Here is a 26012-nt window from a genome sequence, read left to right on the forward strand (position 1 = left end):
AAACCAAGCCTCAACCGCAGTGTAATCCACCCGGTTGAGGCAGTTTCCGTTTCCGCCCTTTTTGTGCCCAATGGTATTGCTCGTCTGTTTCGACCGCGCAGGGTCGAACACCGCGCAATTTGCCCAATGCAACGTCCGCCTTTTCCCCTGCCTCCACCATTAAGCGAAGCGCGACCATGCCCGACCGGCCGCATCCACCTTTGCAGTGGACAAGCACCCGGCCACCGCCTCGCAGAGCCAACAGGATCTTCTCGGCCACCTCGGGCCAAGACTCTTCAAATCCAGCATCAGGAACGCCAAGATCTGAGATCGGCAGATGCACCCAACGCGTGGCTCTTTCGCGCAAATCGGTGCCAAGGGTTTGTGCGCCTAAGTCCGCCATCTCCCCCAGTGTGGTCAGAGACAAAACAATCGACGGACGCCACGCCCGAATATCAACTAAATCCGCAGTATAGTCGCCGCCACGCCCGGGCAATTGCGAGATCCCCAGTACCCCGCCCCCGACAGGCAATGCAAAAAACGAAATATGCGCCATAAAAACCTCAGGGCGAGTCGCACGCACCGACACACATTCTTGCATAGACGGCCTGCAAACCAAGGGCTTTCTTTTAGCGCTATTGTTTCCATTTTTGAGGGGGCCGGTCAGCGACTGCATACAATGGCAAGAATGACCGCCACGGCATCCGCAAACCAAGGCGCGAACAAGCAGGCCTGGTCACCAATCCGGTGGACGTGCCGCCCTGCAACCCTTAACCTGCTTGGGACCCGATTCAGAAGGCCCCTCATGAGCGATACCGAAAATTCCACCTATCAGGTTCTGGCCCGCAAATACCGTCCAGAGACCTTTGCGGATCTGGTGGGGCAAAACGCCATGGTACGCACCCTGAAGAACGCGTTCGAAGCGGACCGCATCGCGCAGGCCTTTGTCATGACTGGTATCCGTGGAACCGGTAAAACCACAACTGCCCGGATTATCGCCAAAGGCATGAACTGCATCGGTCCGGATGGCACTTGGGGCCCTACAACCGAACCCTGTGGCGAGTGCGAGCATTGCACCGCGATCATGGAAGGTCGCCATGTGGACGTGATCGAAATGGACGCTGCCTCCCGCACTGGTGTTGGTGATATTCGCGAGATCATCGACTCTGTGCACTACCGGGCTGCGTCCGCGCGCTACAAGATCTACATCATTGACGAGGTGCACATGCTCTCCACCAGCGCGTTCAACGCGTTGCTGAAGACGTTGGAAGAACCACCTGCCCATGTAAAATTCATTTTTGCGACCACGGAAATCCGCAAGGTCCCGGTGACGGTTCTCTCGCGCTGCCAACGGTTCGACCTGCGCCGGATTGAACCCGAGGATATGATCGCGCTCATGCGCAAAATCGCAACCGCTGAGGGCGCCGAGATTTCCGACGATGCGCTCGCCCTAATAACTCGCGCGGCAGAAGGCTCTGCACGGGATGCGACTTCCTTGCTCGACCAAGCCATTTCGCACGGTGCCGGCGAAACAACAGCAGATCAAGTGCGCGCGATGCTCGGCCTCGCGGACCGTGGCCGCGTGCTCGACCTTTATGACATGATCCTCAAGGGCGACGCGGGCGGTGCGCTCAATGAGCTGTCGGCTCAATATGCCGACGGGGCCGATCCGATGGCTGTTCTGCGCGACCTCGCCGAAATCACCCATTGGGTTTCTGTGGTGAAAATCACGCCGGAAGCGGCGGATGATCCCACTATCAGCCCGGACGAACGCGCCCGTGGTCAGGCGATGGCAGAAACCCTGCCAATGCGAGTCATGACCCGCATGTGGCAGATGCTTCTGAAAGCCATTGAAGAAGTTGCCGCTGCGCCAAACGCTATGATGGCCGCAGAAATGGCCATCATCCGCTTGACCCATGTTGCGGATCTGCCGAGCCCGGAAGAGCTGGTGCGCAAATTGCAAAACACACCTGTTCCACCACCGACACCACCATCGGGCGGCGGTGCGCCAACGCCAAATGGCGGCCCAAACGGGGGTGGGGCGACGCAAGCCTACGCAAGCACCCAAATGGCGGGCGGTCCGGGTGGGACAGTGACCGCGCTCGCCCCGCAAAGCGACAACGCATTGGCCCGCTACGCGACCTTTGATCACGTGGTGGAACTGATCAAATCCAACCGCGATGGTTTGCTGCTCAACAACGTCAAAAAATACGTGCGTTTGGCCAGCTACCAACCCGGACGCATCGAATTCGTTCCTGCGCCCAATGCACCGCAAGACTTGGCGCAACGTTTGGGTGGCGCATTGCAACGCTGGACCGGCAACCGTTGGGCCGTGATTTTGGTCAATGACGGCGGGCAGCCATCCATCTTTGAAGTCGAAGACGCCGCTGCTGAAGCGATGCGAGAGGAAGCACGTTCGCATCCATTGGTGCAAGCGATCTTTGACTCCTTCCCAAAATCCAAGATCACCGAGATCAAATCCCAACAAGACATCGCAAATGAAGCGCTGGCCGAAGCCTTGCCGGAAGTCGAAGACGAATGGGATCCTTTTGAGGAAGAGTAAGCGCCCCTTGTTATACCCAAAAACAATTGCGATATGGGCACAAAGACAATGAACGCCAAGCGCTCAAGCAAATAGGAGATCCCAATGCTTAAAGGACTGGGCCAGATTGGCGATATGGCCAAGATGATGAAACAAGCGCAGGAAATGCAGGAAAAAGTTCAGCAGATGCAGGACGACCTGAACAACATGACCGTTGTCGGCGAAAGCGGCGCGGGCCTCGTGAAAGCCACGGCCACCGCCAAGGGTGAACTCAAAGCACTCGACATTGATCCATCGATCTTTGTGCCGTCTGAAAAAGAAGTTGCCGAAGACCTGATCCTGGCGGCCATCAAAGACGCGCAATCCAAGGCCGCGGAAAAATCTCAATCCGAAATGGGCAAGATCACCGAAGGCCTTGGCCTGCCCGCAGATTTCAAACTGCCGTTTTAATTTCTAAAGACGCATTCGCTTCTTCTTTGTATAAATACTCAAAACCGGCACAACCGGTGCAGCAGAGTAGGCCCTCAGAATGAGCAGCAGCGATCTCGAAAATCTCATCGACCTGATGGCCCGCCTGCCGGGCCTCGGTCCCCGCTCTGCCCGACGCGCAGTGTTGCACTTGATCCGCAAACGTGGGCTGCTTCTGACCCCACTTGCAGATTCCATGGCACGCGTTGCTGAAACGGCGCGAGAGTGCCTCAACTGCGGCAATATCGGCACGTCAGACATTTGCGACATATGTGCAGATGAGACCCGCGCAACTGGTGAGATCTGTGTGGTCGAAGACGTCGCCGATCTGTGGGCGATGGAACGCGCCAGTGTTTTTAAAGGTCGCTACCACGTGCTTGGCGGTACACTGTCCGCATTAGAGGGCGTTGGTCCCGAAGACCTTTCCATTCCCCGTTTGGTCGACCGCATCACCACTGAAGGCGTCACAGAGGTGATCCTTGCCCTCAACGCAACCGTCGATGGCCAAACCACCGCCCACTACATTGCGGACCAACTCGAACATCAGGTCAAAGTCTCTTCTTTGGCGCAAGGCGTGCCCGTGGGTGGCGAGCTCGACTACCTAGACGAGGGCACAATCACAGCTGCCCTGAAAGCCCGGAAGCCTGTCTAAATTTCTGCATATGTGAGATGCTAATTTCGCCAATTTTCGCATAAAGCCATTCATGAGAGAACTCCCAGCAAAGGAGATACCCATGACCGTTCTTAGACAAACCACGTGGCGCATTCCAATCCTACTCGTCCTTCTTGGCGTTATGCCCATCGCGGCAAGCATCTATCGCACGGTAGTTCTGGCCACGACGGATCTTGCGGCTGTGACAGACGCTGATGAATTGCGCTTTTTTGATATGCCTGTCCCGATCTTGATGCACGTGATCTTTGGGTCATTGTTCTTGGTTCTGGGCGCATTGCAAATGTCGCCGGGCTTGCGGCGCAAACATCGCATCTTACACCGCCGCATTGGCTGGAGCGCTGCAGTGAGTGCAATCATCTTCTCGCTCTATGGAGTTTGGATGGTTTTTCTCTATCCTTCCCACAGCGCGGCATCTTTCATGATCGACATCGGCCGCGTTGTCTTTGGCATCGCCATACCGACGTTTGTCGTCTTGGGGGTCCTCGCTGCCATTCGAAAAAATATCCCCGTTCACCGCGCCTGGATGATCCGTGGCTATTCCTTAGCAGCTGCGTCCGGCATCCAAAGCTACCTCATTGCAGTGGCGACGGGACTTATGGGGCGATTTGATCCGCAAATCGCAGATGCAATGATGATCCTCGGATGGATGATCGGCATCATTGCGGCCGAGAAAATCATCGCCGGCCCCAGAACAAAGAAAACCGCGGCAACTTAGCGGCCGCGTTTCAGCACTTGTCAAAACCTGTCAGCGGGGGGCCTTATGGTATCTCATAAAAGGGCCCCCAAATGATTTTTAAATACACCATTCTCTACGTCGGCAACGTCAAATCCTCGTTAGAATTTTTCCACGCTGCATTTGGCTTTGAAATCGGTTTCCTTCATGAGGCTGGGGATTATGGGGAACTCATTACCGGTGACACCAAAATCGCGTTTTCGGCAAAGTCCCTTATGCGCAATCTTGGAAAATCACCTGGCGACGCCGCCCTACAAGATCCGGTCTTTGAATTGGCCTTTGAAACATCCGATGTCGACGCGAGTTTTGAAAAAGCGACTGGCGCAGGAGCAACTCCTGTTTCTAAGCCCGTTGATCAACCTTGGGGCCAACGGATTTCCTACGTCAAAGACCCGAATGGCTTTTTGATTGAGATCTGCTCGCCGACTGGCGTTTAATAAAAAAAGACCCGCAAAGCTGCGGGTCTTCTACAGTCGATTGTCGCGCCAATTATGGCTGTTCGTCGTCGCTGTCGCCTGGCAGGTCGAAGAAGCTGTCAGCGTCAGAGAAGTCTTTCTCTTCGTCATCCGCACGCGGGTCGTCTAGACCCGCAGTATCGTCGCCACCCAAGGTGAAGGTTTCCAGACCTTCAATGGATGTCGGCATACGTGGTTCCGCGTCCATTTCCAGAGACTGTTCTGTGGACACCAGCTTGCGACGCTCGTCATCAGACATCACGTTGCCCTCAGCCGCTTGCTTCGCCGCTGCTTTCTGAACCGCTGCGTCCAGCTCAGATTGCTTACACAGACCCAACGCGACCGGATCGATCGGCTGCATATTCGCAATGTTCCAGTGGGTGCGTTCGCGGATGGATTGGATGGTTGGCTTGGTGGTGCCCACCAGCTTCGCGATCTGGCCATCTGTCAGTTCTGGGTGGAACTTCACCAACCACAGGATCGAGTTCGGGCGGTCCTGACGTTTGGACAGCGGCGTGTAACGTGGACCACGGCGCTTTTCTTCGCCAACCGCAGCTGCGTTGAACTTCAGTTTTAACTTGTGCAGCGGGCTGCCTTCGGCCGCGTCGATCTCGTCCTGAGTGAGCTGGTTGTTGGCAATCGGGTCAAAACCCTTCACGCCTGCCGCCACATCACCATCTGCGATGCCTTGGATCTCCAACTCGTGCATGCCCACGAAGTCCGCAATCTGCTTGAAGCTGATTGTGGTGTTATCAACCAACCACACAGCGGTGGCTTTTGCCATAATCGGTTTCGCCATATCGGCCTCCTAGAATACAGGTGTCCCCTCGCCAGACTTTGGGTCTGACGGCATCCTTTTGAGGGGATGCGGGTTTCCGTTGTCGGGGAACTTGAAGCCGATATAGTGCCCCAAGTGACAAAAGGAAAGAGTGAATGCGGTTTCTGGTTTCGGCTCTGTTAGCCTGTGGCATCGCGGTAAACGCCCAAGCGGAAGGCGAAAAGGCAGGCGTGTTTGACTATTACGTCATGGCGCTTAGCTGGTCACCCAACTGGTGCGCTATTGAAGGGGACGCGAAAAACTCTCCGCAATGTGACGCTAGCGAAGATCATGGCTGGATTTTGCATGGGCTTTGGCCCCAATTCCATCGCGGCTGGCCGAGCTATTGCCCAACTGCGGAAAGAGCGCCCTCGCGGCGTATGACGTCAGATATGGCCGATATCATGGGCACATCTGGCCTCGCATGGCATCAGTGGAAGAAGCACGGGACCTGTTCAGGACTTTCGGCGGAGGAGTATTTCACACTCTCCCGAGAAGCCTATGGCAGCATTCAACGCCCGCAAATTTTCCGCAAACTCGACAACGCCGTCCGTCTGCCCGCGCGTCTGATCGAAGAAGCCTTCTTGAAAGAAAATCCAACCCTTTCAGCGGACGGCCTGACCGTCACCTGCAAACAAGGTTACATCCAAGAAGCGCGGGTGTGTTTGTCCAAAGACCTCACACCTGTGCCCTGCGGACGTGATGTGATCAAAGATTGCAGCATAGACAGTGCACGCTTTGATCCTGTTCGCTAGCCGCATGCAGCGAGGGATTAACTCCTTCGTAATTCGTTAATTTTCCAAGACGGGCCCTGGAACTGAAAATGCCGAGCTTCTATGGCGCTGCGTGCAATCGCGCTGCGGTTCAGACCTTTAGAACAATCTTACCAATATGCGACCCGCCCTCCATAAGAGCATGCGCCTTTGCCGCGTCTTCCAGCGAGAACTCAGAATCCATCACCGGAGCAACACGGCCGCCCTCTAGCAAGGGCCAGACTTTCTCTAGAAGCTCTTCTGCGATTCTTGCCTTTGCCAGATCACTCTGAGGACGCAAGGTAGATCCTGTGACTGTCAAACGACGCAACATGATTTGCGCAAAGTTCAGTTCAACCTTTGGGCCTTGTAGGAACGCGATTTGAACCAACCGCCCCTCCATCGCCAGCGCTTTGATGTTTCGCGGAAGATAGCTCCCGCCCACCATATCCAGGATAAGGTTTGCCCCGCCTTCGGCCTTCAATACCTCTACAAAATCCGCTTCACGATAATTGATCGCCTGCTCTGCACCGAGCTGACGGCAAACCTCACATTTCTCTTCGGACCCGGCGGTTGCAAAAACACGAGCACCGAACGCATTCGCCAGTTGGATCGCCGTGGTGCCGATCCCGGAACTACCGCCATGCACTAGGAAGGTTTCCCCTGCCTTAAGTCCGCCGCGATCAAAAACGTTGCTCCAGACAGTAAAGAAAGTCTCGGGCAAACACGCTGCCTCGCGCAAAGCCATTCCTTTGGGGACTGGCAAACAATGCGCCGATGGCGTCAGCACGTATTCCGCATAGCCACCACCGGGTAGAAGAGCGCAGACTTCGTCACCTTCTTTCCAGCCTGCAACGTTCGGTCCAACGGCAACAATAACTCCGGCGCATTCCAAGCCCGGCAGTGGGCTTGCCGATGGCGGTGGCCGATACAAACCAGCCCGCTGCAAAGCATCCGGGCGATTGACACCCGCATAAGCCACTTTGATCAACACTTCGCCGGAGCCGGGAACCGGGACAAACTGTTCACTGATTTGCAAGACCTCAGGCCCACCGGGCTCGGTAATCTCAACCGCGCGCATCACATCGCTCATATAGGAAGTCTCCGAATTTAGTTAGCTGCGCCAACGCCCTGGCATATTGGTCGCGGGCTCAGGCGGTCGAACACGGCTGACCGCAGAAATTGGCCCCGCAAAAATCTTGCCCAGCGGGCTCTTGTTGAATGCCGCTTTTGCCTTTTCAAACTGCATGACATTGTCGATGCGACGGTCCAAGAAGCTCCAAGTTGCCTTATGATCTTCGCTGTCGTCACCAAGCCAGTATAGCACCGTCGCGGCATAGACAGCACTCAGCGTCGCGCGTTTAGAATACCAATTGATGTCTTCAGAACTGTCGCCCAACGCGGTCCAAATCGCATCCACAGTGCCCCAGATCAAACCCGAACCGGTGCCAGCGTATTGTGGCAAAGCAAACAGCGTCGTCCCCCGCCTTACCACTTCTTTGTCTTCACAAAGCTGCAACCGCAATTTCACCGCAAAAGCCACCCGGTCGCGGAACCGCATCTCGGTCAGGTCAGCGTCCTTCAAGGCCGCCACCATGCGCGCGTCACCATCCTTGTGGTAAGCAACCGCAAGATCAACAGCACCCCGTGGACAAATCGCTTTCGCAACAACCGGATTCACATCAGTATCTCGAATGGCCGCCTCAAAGCTCTCCTGAGACCAACCATCAAAAGCCACATGGTTCACAGCGGCATTCATCAGTTTAGTCTTCAAGTCTTCGCTCATAACAGCACTTCCGTGGTTGGCATTGGCGGTTCGTGCACATAATAGACAGAACAATTGCCCTTTGCTATAGGGCGGGCTCCTGCAATCTTTATTGCAACTTCAACTTAGAAAGGTGGTGAAAACCACATGCAGGTTAGTGTTCGCGACAACAACGTCGATCAGGCGCTTCGTGCCCTGAAGAAAAAGCTGCAGCGTGAAGGTGTCTTCCGTGAAATGAAGCTCAAGCAACATTTCGAGAAGCCGTCCGAGAAAAAAGCGCGTGAAAAAGCTGAAGCGATCCGCCGTGCCCGTAAACTGGCACGTAAGAAAGCACAGCGCGAAGGTTTGCTCTAAGCAACCCCAGCTTTGGACACAGATGAATAGTTAACCCCTAAGGCTCAGGCCTTGGGGGTTTTCTTTTGCCATCAACCCTTGGAGGAAGGCCGCCGCCACCCTAGGTTCTTGGAAACGATATCCAATAGGGCGACGCATCATGTCAGATACCACCTACACTCCGCCAAAAGTCTGGACTTGGGAACAAGAAAGCGGCGGCGAATTCGCGAGCATCAATCGCCCAATCGCAGGCGCAACGCACGATCAAGAACTGCCTGTCGGCAAACACCCTCTTCAGCTGCATTCCATGGCGACGCCAAACGGCGTGAAAGTCACGATCATGCTCGAGGAATTGCTCGCCGCGGGCCATGCTGGTGCAGAATATGACGCTTGGTTGATCAAGATCCTTGACGGCAACCAATTCGGCAGTGGATTTGTTGAGATCAACCCAAACTCCAAAATTCCAGCATTGTTCGATACTGAAACCGGCCAGCGTGTTTTTGAATCCGCAAGCATCCTGTTCTATTTGGCGGAAAAGTTTGATGCCTTCCTCCCGACCGACATTGCGGGACGGACAGAAACCATGAACTGGGTTTTCTGGCAGATGGGAAGCGCGCCTTATCTGGGTGGCGGCTTTGGCCATTTCTACGCTTATGCCCCAGAAAAATGGCAATACCCGATTGACCGTTTCACCATGGAAACAAAGCGCCAGCTTGATGTCCTGGATCGTGAGCTTGCAAAGAAACCCTTCATTGCAGGTGAAGGCTACACCATCGCGGATATGGCGATCTGGCCTTGGTATGGCCAATTGGTTCTTGGCCGCCTTTATGGTGCCGCCGAGTTCTTGGATGTGGAAAGCTACAAAAACGTGATGGCCTGGGCCAAAAAGATCGCCGCCCGTCCGGCCGTGCAGCGGGGCCGTATGGTGAATCGTGCCTTTGGCGAGCCTGAAATGCAGCTCCACGAGCGCCACGATGCCAGTGATTTTGACACCAAGACCCAAGATAAGCTGGAGAACAGCTAATTCACCTTTGCAAAAATACTCTGGGGTGAAAGCGCATCAGCGCTGAGGGGCAACGCCCCTCCCCCCATTCAAACCGGCAAAGCGGTTGTTTTAAACACCGTCCGCAAGGCAAAAGAGCTTTGCATCTGCGCCACCCCGGGCAAACGCGCCAAATACTGGCGGTGAATACGTGCAAAGTCTTCCGTATTCTCCGCCACCACTTTCAAAATGTAATCCGCCGTTCCAGCCATCAAATGGCACTCCAAAACATCAGGGATGCGCGCGACGGACTTTTCAAAAGCTTCCAGCACTTCATCGGCCTGTCCCGACAGAGTGATTTCCACAAATACCGTTGTTGGCACGTTCATTTTGCGTGCATCCAGCAAGGCCACATAGTCGCGGATATACCCTTGGTCTTCTAGGCTATGCACGCGCCGATGGCAGGCTGATGGTGACAGGTTTACAGCTTCGGACAGCTCTGCATTTGAGATTCGGCCCCGCTTCTGCAGCACCTTGAGTATGCGACGATCCGTGTCATCTAACGACATTTTTGCGAATTCCTGTGCGGTTTATTGAAAAATACACGAAGAATCTTCGAAATGCACGTTTTCATTTCGCTCAATAAAGAAGCACCTTTGAATTCAACTTCCCCATAGTAAAGCCATCGATTTAACGGGGAAAAATACAATGAAAATCGGTTGCCCAACTGAAATTAAACCTCAAGAGTTCCGCGTCGGCATGACCCCTGACGCAGCACGTGAGGCTGTGAACCACGGACACGATGTGGTGATCCAACGCGGTGCAGGTCTTGGTGCTGGCTTCACGGACGAAGACTACTTCGATGCCGGTGCCGTCATCCTAGATACCGCGGAGGAAATCTTCGCCACTGCGGATATGATCGTGAAGGTGAAAGAGCCACAAGCGGTTGAGCGTAAGATGCTTCGCGAAGGCCAACTGCTCTTTACTTACCTGCACCTTGCGCCGGATCCAGAGCAAACCAAAGACCTGCTGGAAAGCGGCTGTACGGCCATTGCCTATGAGACCGTGACCGACGCACGTGGTGGTCTGCCACTGCTTGCGCCAATGTCTGAAGTTGCGGGTCGTCTGGCCCCACAAGTGGGTTCATGGACATTGCAGAAAGCCAATGGTGGCCGCGGTGTTCTGATGGGCGGCGTACCTGGTGTTGCCCCGGCGAAAGTTGTCGTCATCGGCGGCGGTGTTGTCGGCACCCACGCGGCAAAAATCGCTGCGGGTATGGGCGCAGACGTAACGGTTCTGGACCGCAGCCTCGATCGCCTGCGCTACCTGGACGACGTCTATGGTGGCACCTTCAAGAACCAATACTCCACCGCTGGCGCAACCGCCGAGCTGGTGCGCGAAGCGGATATGGTGATTGGTGCGGTTCTGATCCCAGGTGCGGCGGCTCCGAAACTGGTTTCTCGTGCACAGCTGTCCGAAATGAAACCGGGCGCAGTGCTGGTGGATGTTGCGATCGACCAAGGTGGTTGCTTTGAAACCTCCAAGGCAACAACACACGCAGACCCAATCTACGAAGTAGATGGCGTGATGCACTACTGCGTGGCCAACATGCCGGGTGCTGTTGCTCGGACGTCCACCCAAGCTTTGGGCAACGCAACGCTGCCGTTCCTGCTAAACCTTGCGGACAAAGGCTGGCGTCAGGCGTGTGAGGACGACCCTCACCTGCTCAACGGTCTGAACGTACACGCTGGTCAACTGACCTATTATGCAGTCGGCAAAGCGTTGGGGATCGATGTGATCGCGCCGACACTGGCACTCAAAAACTAACACTGAAAGGGGCATCCATCGGGTGCCCCTTTTACTTTACGCGACCTTCAAAGAGCGGCTGTAGCTCAAGCAAGCGCTTGGTCACAAAATCTAAGAATACGCGGATACGTGGCACATCGCGCAAATCCGCATGGGTCAGAACCCAGAGCGGCAATTGCGCGAAAATCGGCATACCCGGCACCCGTACAAGATCAGGATCAGGGTCCCCTAAGAAACACGACATCCGCGTTGCGCCAATCCCTGCACGCACTGCGCCAATGGCGGCGGTCATATCATCCACTGTTAATCGCGGCCTCAGGGTTCGCACCGCTTTGATTTCCGCGGGTGGTCCCGGCCAATGGGCAAAACGCACCCAATCCAATGGCGCTTCTCCTCTTGGGTCCTGATCAAGCATAGCGCGCGAAGCAAAAACCGTGCCCCGCTGCTCAAACAATCGCCTCCCAACCAAAGTATCCGGCGGGCTTTTCGAAAACCTGATCGCGACGTCTGCTTCTCTTTGAGCGAGATTAAGAGACTCATTTGTGGCCATGAGCTTCACTTCAATCTCTGGATAGGCGTCTCCGAAATCTTTGATGATCGGCGCGAGGCAGCGCTGGAACAGCAATTGCGAAGCTGTCACACGCAACAGCCCACGCAGTTCTGTGTCGCGTGCACCGATCTGCCGGTCCAAGTCCGCCTGCATCGCTTCCATGGCTTCGGCAGTTCGCACGGCATCCATTCCCGCATCGGTGGTCACATAGCCACTGGGCAAGCGCTCAAACAACCGCGCACCCAGCGCCGTTTCTGCTGCCGAGATACGACGCGCCACCGTGGCATGGTTTACACCCAATGCCCGCGCGGCGCCGCTGGTGCCCCCTTGGCGCGCGGTTTCGAGGACAAATTTCAGGTCATTCCAATCCAACATAACTTGATCGTAAACGCACAACATAAGCGCATCAATGATCATTTTCGATCATTCGACTGACACCTATGTTTGCCGCAACAAGCAAGAGGATTTAAAAATGACCGCTTATGCAATGGTGACCATCACCGTCACCGACCCCGATAAGCTTGCTGCCTATCGCGAAGTCGCTGGCCCCGCCATGGCCAAACATGGTGTCAGTCCACTCGCCGTTTCAGGCGACGCGCAGGTGATTGAAGGAAACGGTGCCGCCCCAAACGTCACAGTCATTCTGCAATTTGAGAACCGCGAGGCCGCGCTGGGTTGGATCAATGACCCGGAGATCGCTGAGGTGCACAAAATGCGCCAGGCCGCAGGCGACTCTCGCATCGTGCTCATGTAAGAAAGACGGCGGGCCCCGTTTAATTTGGGGCCCGCCTCCTTGAGGCTTTATGCCTCGCGTTTGATTTCCACTGTGTGTGGGTAAGGGATCGAGATACCTTCTTTATCAAAGGCTTCTTTCACCGCTTGGGTCATGCCGAATTTCAGTTCCCAATAGTCAGCGGCATCGCACCAAAGACGCGCCGTTAGGTCGACAGAGCTATCCCCCAAATTGGTGACGCGCACCCAAGGTTCTGGATCTTTCAGGACACGGCTGTCAGCGCCTGCGAGCTTCGTGATGATTGCTTTCGCTTTCTCAATGTCGTCACCGTAATCGATGCCGAAAGCCAAATCACAGCGACGCGTTTCGTGATGGGAGAAATTGGTAATCACCGAACCCCATGCCTGGCCATTTGGCACGATGATTTGCACATTGTCCGGCGTCACCAGTTCTGTAACAAACAGGTTGATGTCTTTGACAGTGCCAGCTGTGCCTGCAACATCGACAAATTGCCCCAACTTGTAGGGGCGGAACAAGATTAGCATGAACCCCGCTGCCAAATCTGCCAGCGTTCCTTGCAAGGCCATCCCGATAGCCAAGGTGGCCGCACCCATAATCGCGACCAGGCTTGTGGCTTCAATCCCGAAGATCCCCAAAACCGCAATCGCAACGATCAGCAAGATGACCCAGCGGATGATAGACGCGGCGAAATTGCCGATCGTGTCATCAATTGTCTCGCTTGCCATCACTCTGCGGCGCACCAGACCGGACACAAATCCTGCCAAAGTCCAACCGACCACCAAAACCACCAGCGCCTTACCCGCGCTGATCAACAAAGCTTCCATGTTTCACCTATTATAAAAAAGGGCCGGATGATCCCGGCCCTGTCCACTTCGGAACCGCATGACGCGGACCTTCCGTTCTTTACTTCTTCAATGAGTCGCGAATTTCAAGCAAAACATCCAGCTCGCTTGGACCCGCTGGTGCTGCTTCTTCCACAACTTCCTCTTCTTTCGCTGCTGCTTCTTTTGCTTTGTTCACGTAGCGCACCAGCATGAACACCACGAAAGCGATGATCAGGAAGTTGATGATCGCCATAATGAATGCACCATGGGCGAAGACCGACGCGCCGGTTTCCCGGGCTGCTTCCAAAGTTGCACCCGCGGGCACATCGCCCGCCAAAACAAGGTAGCTATTCACGAAGTCCACACCGCCCATGAAGAGGCCGATGATTGGGTTGATCAGGTCGTCCACCATAGATTTGACGATCGCTGTGAACGCTGCACCGATGATGATACCAACGGCCATGTCCATGACATTGCCCTTGGCGATAAAGTCCTTAAATTCTTTCAACATTTTTGTTTCCCCTCTAGTCCCACATTGACACCAATGCACAAACTTTGCATCGGTGCACATGACGTTGCACATAAACGCACGCAAATGCGACTAAAACGACGGGAATTTCTTCATATCTTCCCCCCTATAGAAGCAAGGAAGTCACAATGAACGATCTATCTTCATTTCCCATCACCAAAAAATGGCCTGTCGCCAACCCTGAAATCCTGCAACTGTTCAGCTTTCCGACCCCAAATGGGGTGAAAGTCTCTATTGCTTTGGAAGAGCTACAGCTGCCGTATGAACCGCATCTGGTCACGTTGTCAGACGCCGACGTGAAGAGCCCGGAGTTTCTAAGCCTCAATCCCAACAATAAAATTCCGGCAATCATCGACCCAAATGGCCCAGAGGGGAAACCGGTCGGTCTTTTTGAGAGCGGTGCAATCCTGATCTACCTCGCGGAAAAAACCGGCAAGCTGCTGGGCGACACTGGTGAGGACAAGGCTCGCGTTCTTCAGTGGCTAATGTTCCAAATGGGCGGCCTTGGACCAATGTTTGGCCAAATGGGCTTCTTCGTGAAATTCGCAGGTAGCGAAATCGAGGACCCGCGTCCTCGCGAGCGCTACATCAGTGAAGCAAAACGCTTGCTGGCGGTCGTGGAAAAACAACTCGATGGCCAGGACTGGATCGCCGGAGATTTCTTCTCAATCGCGGACATCGCAATTGTGCCTTGGCTCAAGGCATTGACCTTCTATGAAGCGGTGGAATTGGTTGGCCTGCCAGACCTTCCAAATATCCAAGCTTACATCGAGCGGTTCAATACGCGTCCATCCGTCGTGAAAGGTAGCAATATCCCTCCTCGCGAAGGTTGATTGCAAAAGCGAAGCGGCGGGAACATACCTATGCGACTTACGCCTAGGGCCCCCGCCGCTTCAATTCCTAAGGTCGATTAGTCTGGCAGAGCACCGCTCAGAACATAGCGCAGCATTTGCACAACTTGGATTGGATCTTCGGCAACCGCCAAAGCCGCAGCGTCGACTTCTTTCAGCGCGTGCTGATGATCAGCGCCGTGCAATACGATAAGCGATTTGCCCAATGCGGATGCATAGCCTGCATCAAAAGCGGCGTTCCATTGCTTATACTTCTCACCAAAACGCACCACGACGACATCTGCGTCAGCAATGGCTTTGCGTGTTCGAATGGCGTTCAGCTTTGCGCCCTTATGGTCGTGCCAGAACTTCTGATCTTCTGAACCCAAGATGCGCACTCCGCAATCGTCGCTAGCGTCGTGATCTGTGACGGGCGCATCAAACGCAACGTCCAAGCCTTTTGCGCCTTCAACGATTTGCTCACGCCAATCGGTGTGGATCTCACCGGATAGGTAAACCTTTAGGGTCATAATATGCCTCCAATTCTTCGGCGGCACTATTGATCGAAAGCGTCAGAGCGTCCAGCGGCTGGCGATTTTTATCGATAAGTCCAGTTGTTGGTGTCACCGCTTACGCGCAACAATATACCGCCGCGCTTCGGTGGCTGGATAGTTGGCTGTTTCAATGATTTCAAAGCCCGCGCGCTCAAAGGCTTGCTCGAATTCTTGCACCGTATAAATCGCCACATAAGGCGCTTTTCCAAGCCATTGCATCACCGGCAGCACCACACGCATGAACCGGTACATCAACTGCAAGCCTTTGGTTGGTCTCACGAAAGTCTTTGAGATCAGCAAGCCGCCGGGACTTAGAGCCTCATGGCATGCTTGCAGCGTACCCGGTAGATCTTCCACGAGGTGCAGCAGATTATGCGCCATCACCGCATCGAATGGCCCTTCGGGCAAACTATCTGCCTCAGTGCGCTGGAAACGGATGTTCTCAACGCCCTGCTCTTTCGCGCGGGTGCGCCCAACCGCAAGCATCTTTTCAGAAATATCCGTGGCTACGATCTGCTCTACGCCATCCGCCAACAAAAGCGCCGTCGAGCCCGTCCCAGCACCGATCTCCAACACCAGATCGCTCTCTTTCAAATAGCTACGAGTTCGGTCGAGCGTGTATTCATAGCTCTCCATGTTTTTGATCGGCGACTTCGCGTATTTTGGCGCAATCCCGTCCCAAAACTGTTCTTGGTTTACCATTTCGGCGTCCTTTTCATCCTAATGCGCGGCTGAAATGGCACCGCAATCATCTGTTGCGGTAAGAATACCGATACAAAAAACATAAGGAATTGCCGAAATTCGCAGCCTCCTTATACATATCCGTATGAGCACATCGCCCAAACAACCCGATTGGAACCACATCCGCGCCTTCTTAGCGACCGCCGAAACCGGTTCGCTCAGCGCCGCCGCGCGGGAGCTTGGATTGACACAACCCACTCTCAGCCGCCAGGTCGCGGCCCTTGAAGAGGAGTTGGGTGTGATGCTGTTTGAGCGCATCGGCAGGACGCTGGAGCTGACTACAGCCGGCGTAGAGATGCTTGAGCATACACAGAATATGGGTCTGGCAGCCGATCGGATTTCGCTGGTCGCGCAGGGTCAATCTCAGGCCATTGAAGGCGAAATTCGGATCACCGCGTCAGATGTTTTCTCTGGCTACCTGCTGCCCGAGGTGCTCAAGGATCTGCGCGCAGCTGCGCCGGATCTTTCTATCGACATTGTCGCCGTAAATGATGTGCAGGACATTATGCGCCGCGAAGCGGATATCGCCATTCGGCATGTGCGCCCGGAACAGCCAGATTTGATCGCGCGCCTTGTGGCGGAACCCAAAGCCTATTTCTACGCCAGTAAAAGCTATCTTCAGAAGCATGGTCACCCTAAAGACTTCGCAGATCTCTCGAATTTCGAATTCATCTCGTTTGGCGACAAGGAAGCGATGAAAGGCTTCTTGCAGCCCCTTGGCATTGATCTAACGGATCACAATTTCCGAATCGGGTCGGCAAATGGCCTTGTCGCTTGGCAACTTTGCGTTGAAGGTTTCGGGATCGCGGCGATGAGCGAACACGTTGCCGATCGATATCCAGATTTGGTAAAACTGCTGCCCGAAGCAGATCCAATTGTTTTCCCGACATGGCTAGTGACTCACAGAGAGCTGCACACCAGTCGTCGCATACGATTGGTCTATGACATGCTGGCAGAGTTTCTCGCGCGCAAAAAATAACCCCCGCGCAAGGCGCAGGGGTTTGAACTCTTAGGGTCTGACCCGCTTATCCGCGAAGCGTACCACCAGTCGCCTTGCTGACCTTCTCGATGATCTTGGCGGCAACCGCTTCGATATCTTTTTCTTTCAGAGTCTTGTCCTTTGGCTGCAGACGCACCGTCACAGCGATGGACTTTTTGCCTTCGCCCATTTGCGCCTCGGCCGTTTCGCCGGTGAACTCATCAAAGACACGGACCGCTTCGATCAGTTCTTTATCGGCGCCAGCCGCAGCATTGACCAATGTCAGCGCTTCAACCGCGCTATCCACCACAAAGGCAAAGTCACGTTCGACTGCCTGCAGATCCTTCAGCTCGAGCGCCGGACGAGTCGCAGAAGATTTACGCGGCAATGGGATTTCTTCTGGGAAGATTGTGAAGCCCACAGCCGGACCTTTCACGCCCATTTCGGAGAGCACTTTCGGGTGCAGTTCACCAAAGATGCCAAGCACCTTCTTTGGACCCAAACAGATCTTGCCGTGACGGCCCGGATGCCACCAGCCTTCAGCGCCACGCAGGATTTGCACTTTCGCAGGCGCGCCCAATGCGGCAAGCACCGCCTCAGCATCCGCTTTCGCATCAAACACATCAACGTCACGGCTTTCACCATGCACATCTCGACCGGTGGTACGACCCACCAGCAGGCCGCTGACCTGGAGATGTTGTTCGCTTGGCTCGCCGCCATGGAAAGCGGCCCCCGCTTCAAACAATGCCATATCCGCAAAGCCGCGCGCTTGGTTACGTGCTGCTGCTTGCAACAGGCCAGGAAGAAGCGCCGGACGCATATGGCTCATCTCACTAGAGATTGGGTTCTCCAGCATGGTCGCGTCATCGCCGCCGCCAAAGAGGGTCGCGGATTTCTTGTCGATGAAGGAATAAGTGACGCATTCGTTATAGCCCAGCGCCGCGGTGGTGCGGCGACCAATCTGTTCGCGTTTTTGCAACGGGGTCAGGATTGGCTGTGGCACACCCGCTTGGGTGCGTGGCATCGGCTTGCCTTCCAGCTTGGTCAGGGACGCGATACGAGCGACTTCTTCCACCAGATCCGCTTCGCCCAGAACGTCAGGACGCCAAGACGGAACCTGCGCCATGTCCCCCTCCAGCACAAAGCCCAGATCTTCCAGTGTCTTGCGCTGTTGCACGGCTGGAATTTCCATACCCACCAAAGACTGCACGCGATCTGTGTCGAGCTTATAGGCACGGCTGACATCCGGCACTTCACCAGCGGTCACCACGTTGGATGGCTCACCACCGCAAAGCTCCATGATCATTGCTGTCGCTAGATCCAGCGCTTCCATATTGAAAGCCGGGTCGATGCCACGCTCATTGCGGTAGCGCGCGTCGGAATTGATTTTTAGGGCACGACCTGTGGTCGCGATCTGAACGTGATCCCAAACCGCCGCTTCAAGGAAGACGTTGGTGGTTTCCTCGGTGCACCCTGTCGCCAGACCGCCCATGATACCACCGATGCTTTCAACGCCTTCATCGTCAGAGATCACCACCTGACCGGCTGAGAAAGTGTATTCCTTTTCGTCCAAACCAACGAGGGTCTCACCACCCGCCGCGCGGTGCACGCGCAGGTCACCTTTGACTTTGTCCGCGTCAAACACGTGCAGTGGACGGTTGCGGTCGAAAGTGAAGAAGTTGGTCACATCCACAAGGGCGGAGATCGGACGCAGGCCAATTGCTTCGAGTTTGTCTTGCAGCCACTTAGGCGATGGTCCGTTTTTGACACCTTTGATCAAACGACCTGCAAAGACGTGGCAGCCGTTCTCGCGGGTGTCGTCATCGATAGAGATACCGATTGGGCTCTCATAGGATCCGGAAACATCAGCGGTTTTCGCAGGCTTCATGGTGCCAAGACCGCGCGCCGCCAAATCGAGCGCCACTCCGCGCACGCCCAGCGCATCCGGGCGGTTTGGCGTAATCGCGATCTCGATCACTGGGTCGACTTTGGATGGATCATTCGCCGCCAGCCAGTCGACAAATTTCTCGCCCACTTCGCCAGACGGCAGCTCGATAATACCGTTATGCTCGTCAGACAGTTCCAGCTCACGCTCAGAGGCCATCATGCCATGGCTCTCAACACCACGGATGTTGCCGACTTTGATGGTGATATCGAGGCCAGGAATGTAGGAGCCCGGCTTGCACAGAACCACGGTAATGCCTTCACGCGCGTTTGGCGCGCCGCAGACAATCTGGCTTTCGCCTTCGTCGGTCAGAACGTTACACACCTTCAACTTGTCCGCATCCGGGTGCTTTTCGGCGTGCAGAACCTTGGCGATGGTAAACTCTTTCAAGCGATCTGCAGGGTTCACAACCTCTTCCACCTCTAGACCTAGGTCGGTCAGGGCGTAGAGGATTTCATCGAGGCTTGCGTCGGTGTCCAGGTGATCTTTCAACCAAGAGAGCGTGAATTTCATCGGTCTATTCCGTCAGTCAATTTCGGTTGAATGCGATTAGCGCACAAGGCCGCCATGAAGGGTCGGCTGGTCCAAAGACGCAAAGCCGTAGTGGCGTAGCCAGCGCAAGTCGCTGTCAAAGAAGGCGCGCAGGTCAGGGATGCCGTATTTTAGCATCGCCAAGCGGTCGATCCCGATGCCGAAGGCAAAGCCTTGGTATTCGTTTGCGTCGATACCGCCAGCGGCCAGAACCTTCGGGTGCACCATGCCGGACCCCAAAACCTCGAGCCAATCGTCGCCCTCACCCACTTTCACAGAGCCGTCTTCCCAGCTGCACTGGATATCGACTTCGGCAGATGGTTCCGTGAACGGGAAGTGGCTGGCGCGGAAACGGGTTTTAACCGTTGTGCCAAAGAAGGCAGTCAGGAACTCTTCCAACACCCATTTCAGGTTCGCCATAGAGATGTCTTTGTCGATGGCCAGGCCTTCCACTTGGTGGAACATCGGTGTGTGCGTCTGGTCATAGTCCGCACGATAGACGCGGCCCGGACAGATAATCCGCGTTGGCGCGCCGGTCTTTTCCATGGAACGGATTTGAACCGGAGAGGTGTGCGTGCGCAGCACGTGTGGAGGCCGATTGTCGCCTTCCGCGCGGTGCGTATAGAACGTATCCATCTCCGCACGCGCCGGGTGGTGGCCCGGAATGTTCAGCGCGTCGAAGTTATACCAATCGGTTTCGATCTGCGGGCCTTCGGCCACCGCAAAACCCATGTCAGCAAAGATCGCTGTGACCTCTTCGGTGACCTGCGAAATCGGGTGAATGCTGCCCTGACGACGACCACGGCCCGGCAGGGTCACGTCGAGCCATTCGGTTTTCAGGCGCTCTTCCAGCGCTGCATCGGCCAGCGAGGATTTCTTTGCAGAGAGCGCAGAGTTGATCTCGTCTTTTAGGGCATTCAGTTTGGGGCCCATCACCTGACGCTCTTCTGGGGTCATTTTGCCCAGCTCGCGCATCTTCAGGGCAATCTCGCCCTTCTTACCCACCGCTTGCACACGCAGGTCTTCGATTGCGGCCTCATCCGCTGCATCTGCAATCAGACCGATATATTTATCTCTGAGATCGTCCATGGAGGCCTCCAAATTCGTTGTCCTCTGCTAACGGCTTGCACAAGCGGGTGCAAGATAGGAGCGCAGCTTGGCGGATGACAAATTGAATTTCCCGGCCATATGGCCTTTATGGTGACGGAAATCACAGGACTGGACGGGGCAATATGTTCAAAACACTCATGTCAGACGGATATCGCCCCATGATCCTTTGCGCGATGGCTTGGTCCGCGATTTGCATGGCGCTTTGGGCAATGATTGTGACTGGCGTCGTGGCCCGGCCCCACCCATGGTTGGGAATCGATTGGTTTGTGCATGAAATGGTGTTTGGCTTCGGTGGCGCCGCGCTAGCAAGTTTTATGCTGGTCGCAATTCCCAATTGGGCAGGTCATCCGATTGCCACCGGTCGCGGGTTGGTTGGGTTGATTTTTGTTTGGATCGCTGGGCGTCTTGCGGTTTTCTTTGCGGCGGAACTGCCTGCGTCGTTGGTCCTGCTGATCGACCTGGGTTTCTTAGGCTTTATCGCAGTGCGGTCAGCGCAATTGTTGATCCGGGGGAAAGCCCCGCACAACTTACCCCTCGCGGTGGTTGCCGGTCTCTGCGCGATTGCGAACGCGTCGTTTCATTTGGGAGCATCGAACTATGGAGCAGCGGTGCATCATCCCGCCGCAAGGTTTGGAATCGCGCTGGTCGTTCTTATGATCGCCCTTGTGGGTGGGCGCGTTCTCGCACTGTTTACGCGTAATTGGTTGAATGCCAAACACCACCCGAGACTGACCCCGTTTTTTGATGTCTTGGATGCAGCAACCCTGACGGTCACCGCGCCTGCGCTGCTTTTGTGGGCCATGCATCCCGAAAACCCGATAAGCGCGATTGGCCTCGGGATCGCCGGACTGTTCAACGCCGCGCGCTGGATTCGTTGGCAGCGGATCATGCTTTGGAAAGAGCCTTTGCTGATCTCCTTGCAGGGCGCCTATTTGTTTGTACCCATCGGCCTTGGGCTGCTTGCAATGAGCATAATTCGCCCCGATTTCCCCACCAGCGCTGCGATTTACGCCTGGCTTGCAGGTGCAATGGGCCTGATGCCCATAGCCGTGTTGGCACGAATCGCACTCACGCAAGCGATTCACCCGATTAAGGGAGACTCCAAGGATGCGCTGGGGTTCGCAGGTATTTTCGTTTCAGCTGTTTTGTTAACTGCGACCAGCTTTGCTCCGACCAATGTGTCGCTGTTTAGCGCGGCGGCGATCATCTGGACAGTTGGCTATGGCACATTGCTATGGCGATATGTACCGGTGCTGGCGAGACCGCTCCCATAAACCCAACAACAAAAAAGCCCGCGACAATGTCACGGGCTTTTGTATCAATTTTCAAAGCAACTTGGGCGGCTGCATTAAGCAGCCAGTGCGCCTTTTGCTTGGTCAACGATTGCGTTGAACGCGTCTGGCTCGTGTACGGCGAGGTCCGCCAGAACCTTACGGTCCACTTCGATGCCAGCCAGGTTCAGGCCGTTGATGAATTTGGAATATGTCAGTGCTTCGTCATGTGCACGAACAGCTGCGTTGATACGCTGGATCCACAGAGCGCGGAAATTACGCTTACGATTCTTACGGTCACGTGTTGCGTATTGGTTTGCTTTATCAACCGCCTGGGACGCTACCTTGAAGGTATTCTTGCGACGGCCGTAGTAGCCTTTCGCTTGCTTGACGATTTTCTTGTGACGGGCGTGGGTTACGGTACCACCTTTAACGCGGGACATAGTTCAGAGCTCCTTAGCGTGCGTATGGCATGTATGATTTAACGATCTTCGCATCAGGTGCAGACAGAGTTGTCGTGCCACGTGCGTTGCGCAGGAACTTGTTCGTGCGCTTGATCATACCGTGCTGTTTGCCAGCTTGCGAAGCTTTCACTTTGCCGCTTGCCGTCATCTTAAAGCGCTTTTTGGCGCTTGATTTGGTCTTCATCTTAGGCATTTCCGTCTCCTTCATATTCGTCGGTACAAACGCGACTCGGCATGCCACTCAGCCGGACGCGCGGATAGAGGCGCCGTATACGCCCCGATTCCAAATCCTGCAAGAGGATTCGTTTATTTTATAAGGCTCGCCAATGTTCCGATGACCACACGAGGGATTTCCTCGCCTGAATAGCCACCGGGCTTGGTTGTCAATGCGTACACTACCGCGCACCCCGCCAACAAAACGCTTAGCGACGCCGCTCGCGTGGACCGCCCATCCGCCATAGCTGACAGAAAGGCGGGCACTGAAAAAGTCGCTAAAACAAGGCCAATCGTTAAAATTGCATCAGGTCCCATCTTCCCTCTCTAATAAAGAGTGTCGATGGGGACAGATTACTCGGGTTCGGTGGCCAAAATCAAACGTTCATCACAGGGCGCGACGCGAACGATATTTGTGGTGCCCGGCATGTTGAAAGGCAGACCTGCTGTTACAACGACTTGATCCTTGTCAGTGGCCATCTCAAGACGTTTTGCAGCGCCAACAGAAGCCACAACGCAAGACTTAAAGCGATCCAGTTCTGGCGTAATCACGCAGGTTGTGCCCCAAGTCAAAGCCAAGCGCCGTCCGGTGTTCAGGCGGCTTGTCATTGCGATGATCGGCACGCGAGGACGCTCGCGTGCAACTTTCAATGCGGTTGTACCGCTTTGGCTAAAGCAGCAAATCGCGCTCACTTCTGTGGTTTCCGCAATCTCACGGGCAGCGGCAACGATCGCATCCGCAACCTCTTCGCCTTTGCTGGTCCGAGAGGCTTCGATCACTTCGCGATAGGTTTGGTCGCTTTCCACTTCGACGGCAACGTTGTTCATCGTTGTGACCGCTTCAATTGGATAATCGCCCGCTGCAGATTCCGCTGACAACATGATCGCGTCTGCACCTTCATAGATGGCTGTCGCAACATCCGAAACTTCCGCGCGCGTCGGCATTGGGCTTTCGATCATGCTTTCAAGCATCTGAGTCGCGACAATCACTGGCTTTGCGGCCCGACGGCACTTACGCACCAAACGCTTCTGGATTGGCGGCACGTTTTGCACCGGCAGCTCAACACCCAAATCGCCACGGGCAACCATGATGCCGTCAGACACTTCGAGGATCTCATCGAAGTTCTCAACCGCGGTTGGCTTCTCGATCTTGGAAAGAACGGATGCACGGCCGCGCACCAATTCGCGCGCTTCCAAAACGTCTGCAGGACGCTGCACGAAAGAAAGTGCGAGCCAGTCAACACCCAACTCGGCGACAAACTCCAAGTCTTTTTTGTCTTTTACGGACAACGCAGCCAATGGCAGCACCACATCAGGTACGTTCACGCCCTTGCGGTTGGAAATCCGGCCACCAGTCACAACGATACAATCCGCAAAGTCCTTCCCGCAGTCCTCAACACGCAGACGGATCTTGCCGTCATTGACCAAAAGGTGCGCACCCGGCTTTAGGGCTTCGAAAATCTCAGGATGTGGCAGGTTCACGCGATTGATGTCACCGGCAGTGTCGTCAAGATCGAGGCGGAACTTCTCACCTTCAACAAGATCCTCACCCTCATCATTGGCAAAAACGCCAACGCGTAGCTTTGGACCTTGGAGGTCCGCAAGAATGGCGATCGGGCTCGAGAGGTCTTCTTCCACCTGACGAATGATCTTGTGCTTTTCTTTGATCTCTTCGTGCGTGCCGTGACTCATGTTCAAACGGAACGTGTCCGCACCGGCCTCATGCAACGCGCGGATTGTTTCGTAAGTTTCAGAAGCTGGTCCCAGCGTGGCTACAATCTTGACGTTACGTAGGCGTCTCATCGGATTTTCGTGTCCCTAGCGAATAAATGTTACCGCTAACTATAACGTCAGCGCGATTTACGCAATTCCCTTTTCGGCGCGTCTGAAATAATGCCTAGGGGAAGGAAACGACAGGCTGATGACACAGAACTTTTATCAAATCCACGGTGAAACCCGCGCGAGCCGATGGGTGATCACCGTGGACCACGCCTCTAACCGCGTGCCCGAAGAGGTAAACGGAGGCGACTTAGGTCTCGCCCCCGCTGATATGCAGCGCCACATCGCCTACGACATCGGCGCGCTTGGCGTCGCCCTGAGCCTTGGCGAACTCATGGATGCCCCAGTGGTAGCATCCGACTTTTCCCGACTGGTGATTGACCCAAATCGCGGTGAGGTCGACCCAACCCTCATTATGCGCCTTTATGATGGCACTCTGATCCCGGCCAATGCCGAGATTGATGTCAAGGAAGAGCAAAGACGGCTTGAGACATATTACAAGCCCTACAATGATGCGATTGAGCGCGTGGCCTCACAGCGCGATGACCCGATCATAGTTGCGATGCACAGTTTCTCACCGCGCCTTAACGGCAAAGCGCCACGCCCATGGGAAGTGGCGATCTTGCACGCCGCTCACGATCCGCGAAATCTGGGGCCGCATGTGATTGAGCGCCTGCGCGAAGAAAATGACCTTACTGTCGGGGATAATGAGCCCTATCATGGCCACCTTCCCGGGGATGCAGTGGATCGACTGGCCTTGCAAATGGGACGCTTGAACACACTTATTGAGCTGCGTCAGGACTTGATCATCAACGCCAAAGAGCAACACGCGTGGGCGACACGTTTGGCCCCAATCTTAAATGATGCGCTCGCGCGCAGTGGATACTGAGGAGAGTTTCGATGCCACATCTCGTGTTAGAGCATTCATCAGAATTGTCTGACGACCACGACATCGGTGCCCTGGTGCACGCCTTGTTTGAGACCGCGGCTTCAAGCGGTGTTTTCGGGCGGCAAGACATTCGCGCACGCTCAGTGGCATGCGATCATACAGTGTCTGGCGCGACGAAGCCCGGCTTTGCCCATATCACGCTGCGCCTGATGGATGGTCGCCCGCCCGAAGTGCAACGCAAGTTGGCCGAAGACTTGCTTGCTGTTTTGCTAAAGCATTTGCCGGAGGTCGGTGCGCTGTCAGTTGCACCCGTCGAAATTCAACGCGATATCTACGCCCGCCGCGTTCTCAAGGAGGAATAAACTCATGGATGACCAAACCCGGATCGAGCTGGAAGCCGCAGCCTTCCGCACCCTGCGCGAGCATCTTATGGAAAAACGCACTGACGTCCAGAACATCGACATGATGAACCTTGCCGGGTTCTGTCGAAATTGCCTGAGCCGCTGGTATCAAGAAGCGGCTAACGCGCGTGGAATTGAGATGGGCAAGGACGAAGCCCGAGAAATTTTCTACGGCATGACCATGGCCGAATGGAAAACCAACTACCAAACGGATGCGTCCGCGGATCAGCAAAAAGCGTTTAAGACGTCCTTTAAAGAAAACGTCACAGATCAGAAGTGACAACAAAAATGGGCAGATCATAAACCTGCCCATTCTTCCTTAAATCTCGGGTCGAACCTGAAA

At 55.1% G+C, this 26012-nt stretch carries 31 protein-coding genes; 16 read left to right on the plus strand and 15 right to left on the minus strand.

The features are described from left to right. Positions 1 to 10: 10 nt before the first annotated feature. Positions 11 to 535 (minus strand): dual specificity protein phosphatase family protein, encoded by a 525-nt coding sequence (locus tag TA5113_RS10900; RefSeq protein WP_058315747.1) that lies wholly within the window; start codon positions 533 to 535, stop codon positions 11 to 13. A 249-nt stretch (positions 536 to 784) separates the two neighbouring features. Here TA5113_RS10900 and TA5113_RS10905 point away from each other — a divergent pair, with 249 nt between their 5' ends. The 5 genes from TA5113_RS10905 to TA5113_RS10925 all read left to right on the plus strand — a co-directional run bounded on the left by TA5113_RS10905 (position 785) and on the right by TA5113_RS10925 (position 4832). Next, on the plus strand, positions 785 to 2542 hold the full coding sequence (locus TA5113_RS10905; protein ID WP_058314963.1) for a DNA polymerase III subunit gamma/tau: 1758 nt from the start codon (positions 785 to 787) through the stop codon (positions 2540 to 2542). Positions 2543 to 2626: 84 nt separating this feature from the next. Beyond that, complete coding sequence (locus TA5113_RS10910) at positions 2627 to 2971, plus strand: YbaB/EbfC family nucleoid-associated protein (protein WP_058314962.1); 345 nt, start codon at positions 2627 to 2629, stop codon at positions 2969 to 2971. Between the two features lie 79 nt (positions 2972 to 3050). Beyond that, the gene (gene recR / locus TA5113_RS10915) at positions 3051 to 3641 is read left to right on the plus strand and encodes a recombination mediator RecR (RefSeq protein WP_058314961.1); all 591 of its coding nucleotides are present in this window, start codon (positions 3051 to 3053) and stop codon (positions 3639 to 3641) included. An 82-nt stretch (positions 3642 to 3723) separates the two neighbouring features. Then, positions 3724 to 4377 carry a DUF2306 domain-containing protein gene (locus TA5113_RS10920; protein ID WP_058316712.1) on the plus strand — a complete coding sequence of 218 codons (654 nt, stop codon included), beginning with the start codon at positions 3724 to 3726 and terminating at the stop codon, positions 4375 to 4377. A 71-nt stretch (positions 4378 to 4448) separates the two neighbouring features. Then, positions 4449 to 4832 carry a VOC family protein gene (locus TA5113_RS10925; protein WP_058314959.1) on the plus strand — a complete coding sequence of 128 codons (384 nt, stop codon included), beginning with the start codon at positions 4449 to 4451 and terminating at the stop codon, positions 4830 to 4832. 52 nt (positions 4833 to 4884) lie between these two features. Here TA5113_RS10925 and TA5113_RS10930 read toward each other — a convergent pair whose 3' ends face one another. Beyond that, positions 4885 to 5649, minus strand: coding sequence for a DUF1013 domain-containing protein (locus TA5113_RS10930; protein WP_058314958.1), 765 nt, complete (start codon positions 5647 to 5649; stop codon positions 4885 to 4887). Positions 5650 to 5783: 134 nt separating this feature from the next. On the opposite strand from TA5113_RS10930, the gene TA5113_RS10935 reads away from it, so the two are divergent. Next, positions 5784 to 6422, plus strand: coding sequence for a ribonuclease T2 family protein (locus TA5113_RS10935; protein ID WP_058314957.1), 639 nt, complete (start codon positions 5784 to 5786; stop codon positions 6420 to 6422). 109 nt (positions 6423 to 6531) lie between these two features. Here the strand turns inward: TA5113_RS10935 and TA5113_RS10940 are convergent, their stop codons facing one another. Together TA5113_RS10940 and TA5113_RS10945 are read right to left on the minus strand one after the other, a co-directional pair. Then, on the minus strand, positions 6532 to 7512 hold the full coding sequence (locus TA5113_RS10940) for an NAD(P)H-quinone oxidoreductase (protein ID WP_058314956.1): 981 nt from the start codon (positions 7510 to 7512) through the stop codon (positions 6532 to 6534). 21 nt (positions 7513 to 7533) lie between these two features. Further along, entirely contained in the window at positions 7534 to 8205 is a 672-nt protein-coding gene (locus TA5113_RS10945; RefSeq protein ID WP_058314955.1) for a COQ9 family protein, read from the minus strand. A gap of 126 nt (positions 8206 to 8331) precedes the next feature. Here TA5113_RS10945 and rpsU point away from each other — a divergent pair, with 126 nt between their 5' ends. Both rpsU and yghU read left to right on the plus strand, forming a co-directional pair. After that, positions 8332 to 8538, plus strand: coding sequence for a 30S ribosomal protein S21 (gene rpsU, locus TA5113_RS10950; RefSeq protein WP_005614280.1), 207 nt, complete (start codon positions 8332 to 8334; stop codon positions 8536 to 8538). Between the two features lie 139 nt (positions 8539 to 8677). Then, on the plus strand, positions 8678 to 9541 hold the full coding sequence (gene yghU, locus TA5113_RS10955) for a glutathione-dependent disulfide-bond oxidoreductase (protein ID WP_058314954.1): 864 nt from the start codon (positions 8678 to 8680) through the stop codon (positions 9539 to 9541). Positions 9542 to 9609: 68 nt separating this feature from the next. Here yghU and TA5113_RS10960 read toward each other — a convergent pair whose 3' ends face one another. Beyond that, positions 9610 to 10068, minus strand: coding sequence for an Lrp/AsnC family transcriptional regulator (locus TA5113_RS10960; protein ID WP_058314953.1), 459 nt, complete (start codon positions 10066 to 10068; stop codon positions 9610 to 9612). Between the two features lie 139 nt (positions 10069 to 10207). On the opposite strand from TA5113_RS10960, the gene ald reads away from it, so the two are divergent. Further along, positions 10208 to 11326: an alanine dehydrogenase gene (gene ald, locus TA5113_RS10965; RefSeq protein WP_058314952.1), complete on the plus strand. Its 1119-nt coding sequence runs from the start codon at positions 10208 to 10210 to the stop codon at positions 11324 to 11326. 31 nt (positions 11327 to 11357) lie between these two features. Here ald and TA5113_RS10970 read toward each other — a convergent pair whose 3' ends face one another. Beyond that, a complete protein-coding gene (locus TA5113_RS10970) occupies positions 11358 to 12272 on the minus strand; it encodes a LysR family transcriptional regulator (protein ID WP_082625868.1) in 915 nt (304 codons plus the stop codon). 55 nt (positions 12273 to 12327) lie between these two features. Between TA5113_RS10970 and TA5113_RS10975 the strand changes: the two genes are divergently transcribed. After that, positions 12328 to 12609 (plus strand): DUF1330 domain-containing protein, encoded by a 282-nt coding sequence (locus TA5113_RS10975; protein ID WP_058315746.1) that lies wholly within the window; start codon positions 12328 to 12330, stop codon positions 12607 to 12609. Positions 12610 to 12656: 47 nt separating this feature from the next. Here the strand turns inward: TA5113_RS10975 and TA5113_RS10980 are convergent, their stop codons facing one another. Together TA5113_RS10980 and mscL are read right to left on the minus strand one after the other, a co-directional pair. Further along, complete coding sequence (locus tag TA5113_RS10980; protein ID WP_058314951.1) at positions 12657 to 13433, minus strand: mechanosensitive ion channel family protein; 777 nt, start codon at positions 13431 to 13433, stop codon at positions 12657 to 12659. 79 nt (positions 13434 to 13512) lie between these two features. Next, positions 13513 to 13944 carry a large conductance mechanosensitive channel protein MscL gene (mscL, locus tag TA5113_RS10985; protein ID WP_058314950.1) on the minus strand — a complete coding sequence of 144 codons (432 nt, stop codon included), beginning with the start codon at positions 13942 to 13944 and terminating at the stop codon, positions 13513 to 13515. Between the two features lie 146 nt (positions 13945 to 14090). Here mscL and TA5113_RS10990 point away from each other — a divergent pair, with 146 nt between their 5' ends. After that, on the plus strand, positions 14091 to 14795 hold the full coding sequence (locus tag TA5113_RS10990) for a glutathione S-transferase family protein (RefSeq protein ID WP_058314949.1): 705 nt from the start codon (positions 14091 to 14093) through the stop codon (positions 14793 to 14795). 77 nt (positions 14796 to 14872) lie between these two features. Here TA5113_RS10990 and TA5113_RS10995 read toward each other — a convergent pair whose 3' ends face one another. Beyond that, positions 14873 to 15322, minus strand: a complete 450-nt coding sequence (locus tag TA5113_RS10995; protein WP_058314948.1) for a YtoQ family protein — start codon at positions 15320 to 15322, stop codon at positions 14873 to 14875. 93 nt (positions 15323 to 15415) lie between these two features. Beyond that, a complete protein-coding gene (locus TA5113_RS11000) occupies positions 15416 to 16048 on the minus strand; it encodes a class I SAM-dependent methyltransferase (RefSeq protein WP_058314947.1) in 633 nt (210 codons plus the stop codon). A 124-nt stretch (positions 16049 to 16172) separates the two neighbouring features. Between TA5113_RS11000 and TA5113_RS11005 the strand changes: the two genes are divergently transcribed. Further along, positions 16173 to 17066, plus strand: a complete 894-nt coding sequence (locus tag TA5113_RS11005) for a LysR family transcriptional regulator (protein ID WP_058314946.1) — start codon at positions 16173 to 16175, stop codon at positions 17064 to 17066. Positions 17067 to 17112: 46 nt separating this feature from the next. Here TA5113_RS11005 and pheT read toward each other — a convergent pair whose 3' ends face one another. Both pheT and pheS read right to left on the minus strand, forming a co-directional pair. Continuing rightward, positions 17113 to 19524, minus strand: coding sequence for a phenylalanine--tRNA ligase subunit beta (pheT, locus tag TA5113_RS11010; protein ID WP_058314945.1), 2412 nt, complete (start codon positions 19522 to 19524; stop codon positions 17113 to 17115). A gap of 36 nt (positions 19525 to 19560) precedes the next feature. Then, positions 19561 to 20631 (minus strand): phenylalanine--tRNA ligase subunit alpha, encoded by a 1071-nt coding sequence (pheS, locus tag TA5113_RS11015; RefSeq protein ID WP_058314944.1) that lies wholly within the window; start codon positions 20629 to 20631, stop codon positions 19561 to 19563. 143 nt (positions 20632 to 20774) lie between these two features. Here pheS and TA5113_RS11020 point away from each other — a divergent pair, with 143 nt between their 5' ends. Then, on the plus strand, positions 20775 to 21926 hold the full coding sequence (locus TA5113_RS11020; protein ID WP_058314943.1) for an NnrS family protein: 1152 nt from the start codon (positions 20775 to 20777) through the stop codon (positions 21924 to 21926). 74 nt (positions 21927 to 22000) lie between these two features. Here TA5113_RS11020 and rplT read toward each other — a convergent pair whose 3' ends face one another. From rplT to pyk, 3 genes are all read right to left on the minus strand, one after another. Next, the gene (rplT, locus tag TA5113_RS11025; protein ID WP_058314942.1) at positions 22001 to 22366 is read right to left on the minus strand and encodes a 50S ribosomal protein L20; all 366 of its coding nucleotides are present in this window, start codon (positions 22364 to 22366) and stop codon (positions 22001 to 22003) included. 13 nt (positions 22367 to 22379) lie between these two features. After that, positions 22380 to 22580 (minus strand): 50S ribosomal protein L35, encoded by a 201-nt coding sequence (gene rpmI / locus TA5113_RS11030; protein WP_058315745.1) that lies wholly within the window; start codon positions 22578 to 22580, stop codon positions 22380 to 22382. Positions 22581 to 22954: 374 nt separating this feature from the next. Continuing rightward, complete coding sequence (gene pyk / locus TA5113_RS11035; protein ID WP_058314941.1) at positions 22955 to 24403, minus strand: pyruvate kinase; 1449 nt, start codon at positions 24401 to 24403, stop codon at positions 22955 to 22957. A gap of 118 nt (positions 24404 to 24521) precedes the next feature. Here pyk and TA5113_RS11040 point away from each other — a divergent pair, with 118 nt between their 5' ends. Genes TA5113_RS11040 through TA5113_RS11050 form a run of 3 tightly spaced genes read left to right on the plus strand, consistent with a single transcriptional unit; the run spans position 24522 to position 25949 of the window. Further along, positions 24522 to 25268: an N-formylglutamate amidohydrolase gene (locus tag TA5113_RS11040; RefSeq protein WP_058314940.1), complete on the plus strand. Its 747-nt coding sequence runs from the start codon at positions 24522 to 24524 to the stop codon at positions 25266 to 25268. Positions 25269 to 25279: 11 nt separating this feature from the next. Beyond that, entirely contained in the window at positions 25280 to 25630 is a 351-nt protein-coding gene (locus TA5113_RS11045; protein WP_058314939.1) for a 5-carboxymethyl-2-hydroxymuconate Delta-isomerase, read from the plus strand. Between the two features lie 4 nt (positions 25631 to 25634). Next, positions 25635 to 25949 (plus strand): DUF1244 domain-containing protein, encoded by a 315-nt coding sequence (locus TA5113_RS11050; protein WP_058314938.1) that lies wholly within the window; start codon positions 25635 to 25637, stop codon positions 25947 to 25949. Positions 25950 to 26012 lie beyond the last annotated feature (63 nt).

Source organism: Cognatishimia activa (assembly GCF_001458335.1).
GTDB lineage: Bacteria > Pseudomonadota > Alphaproteobacteria > Rhodobacterales > Rhodobacteraceae > Cognatishimia > Cognatishimia activa.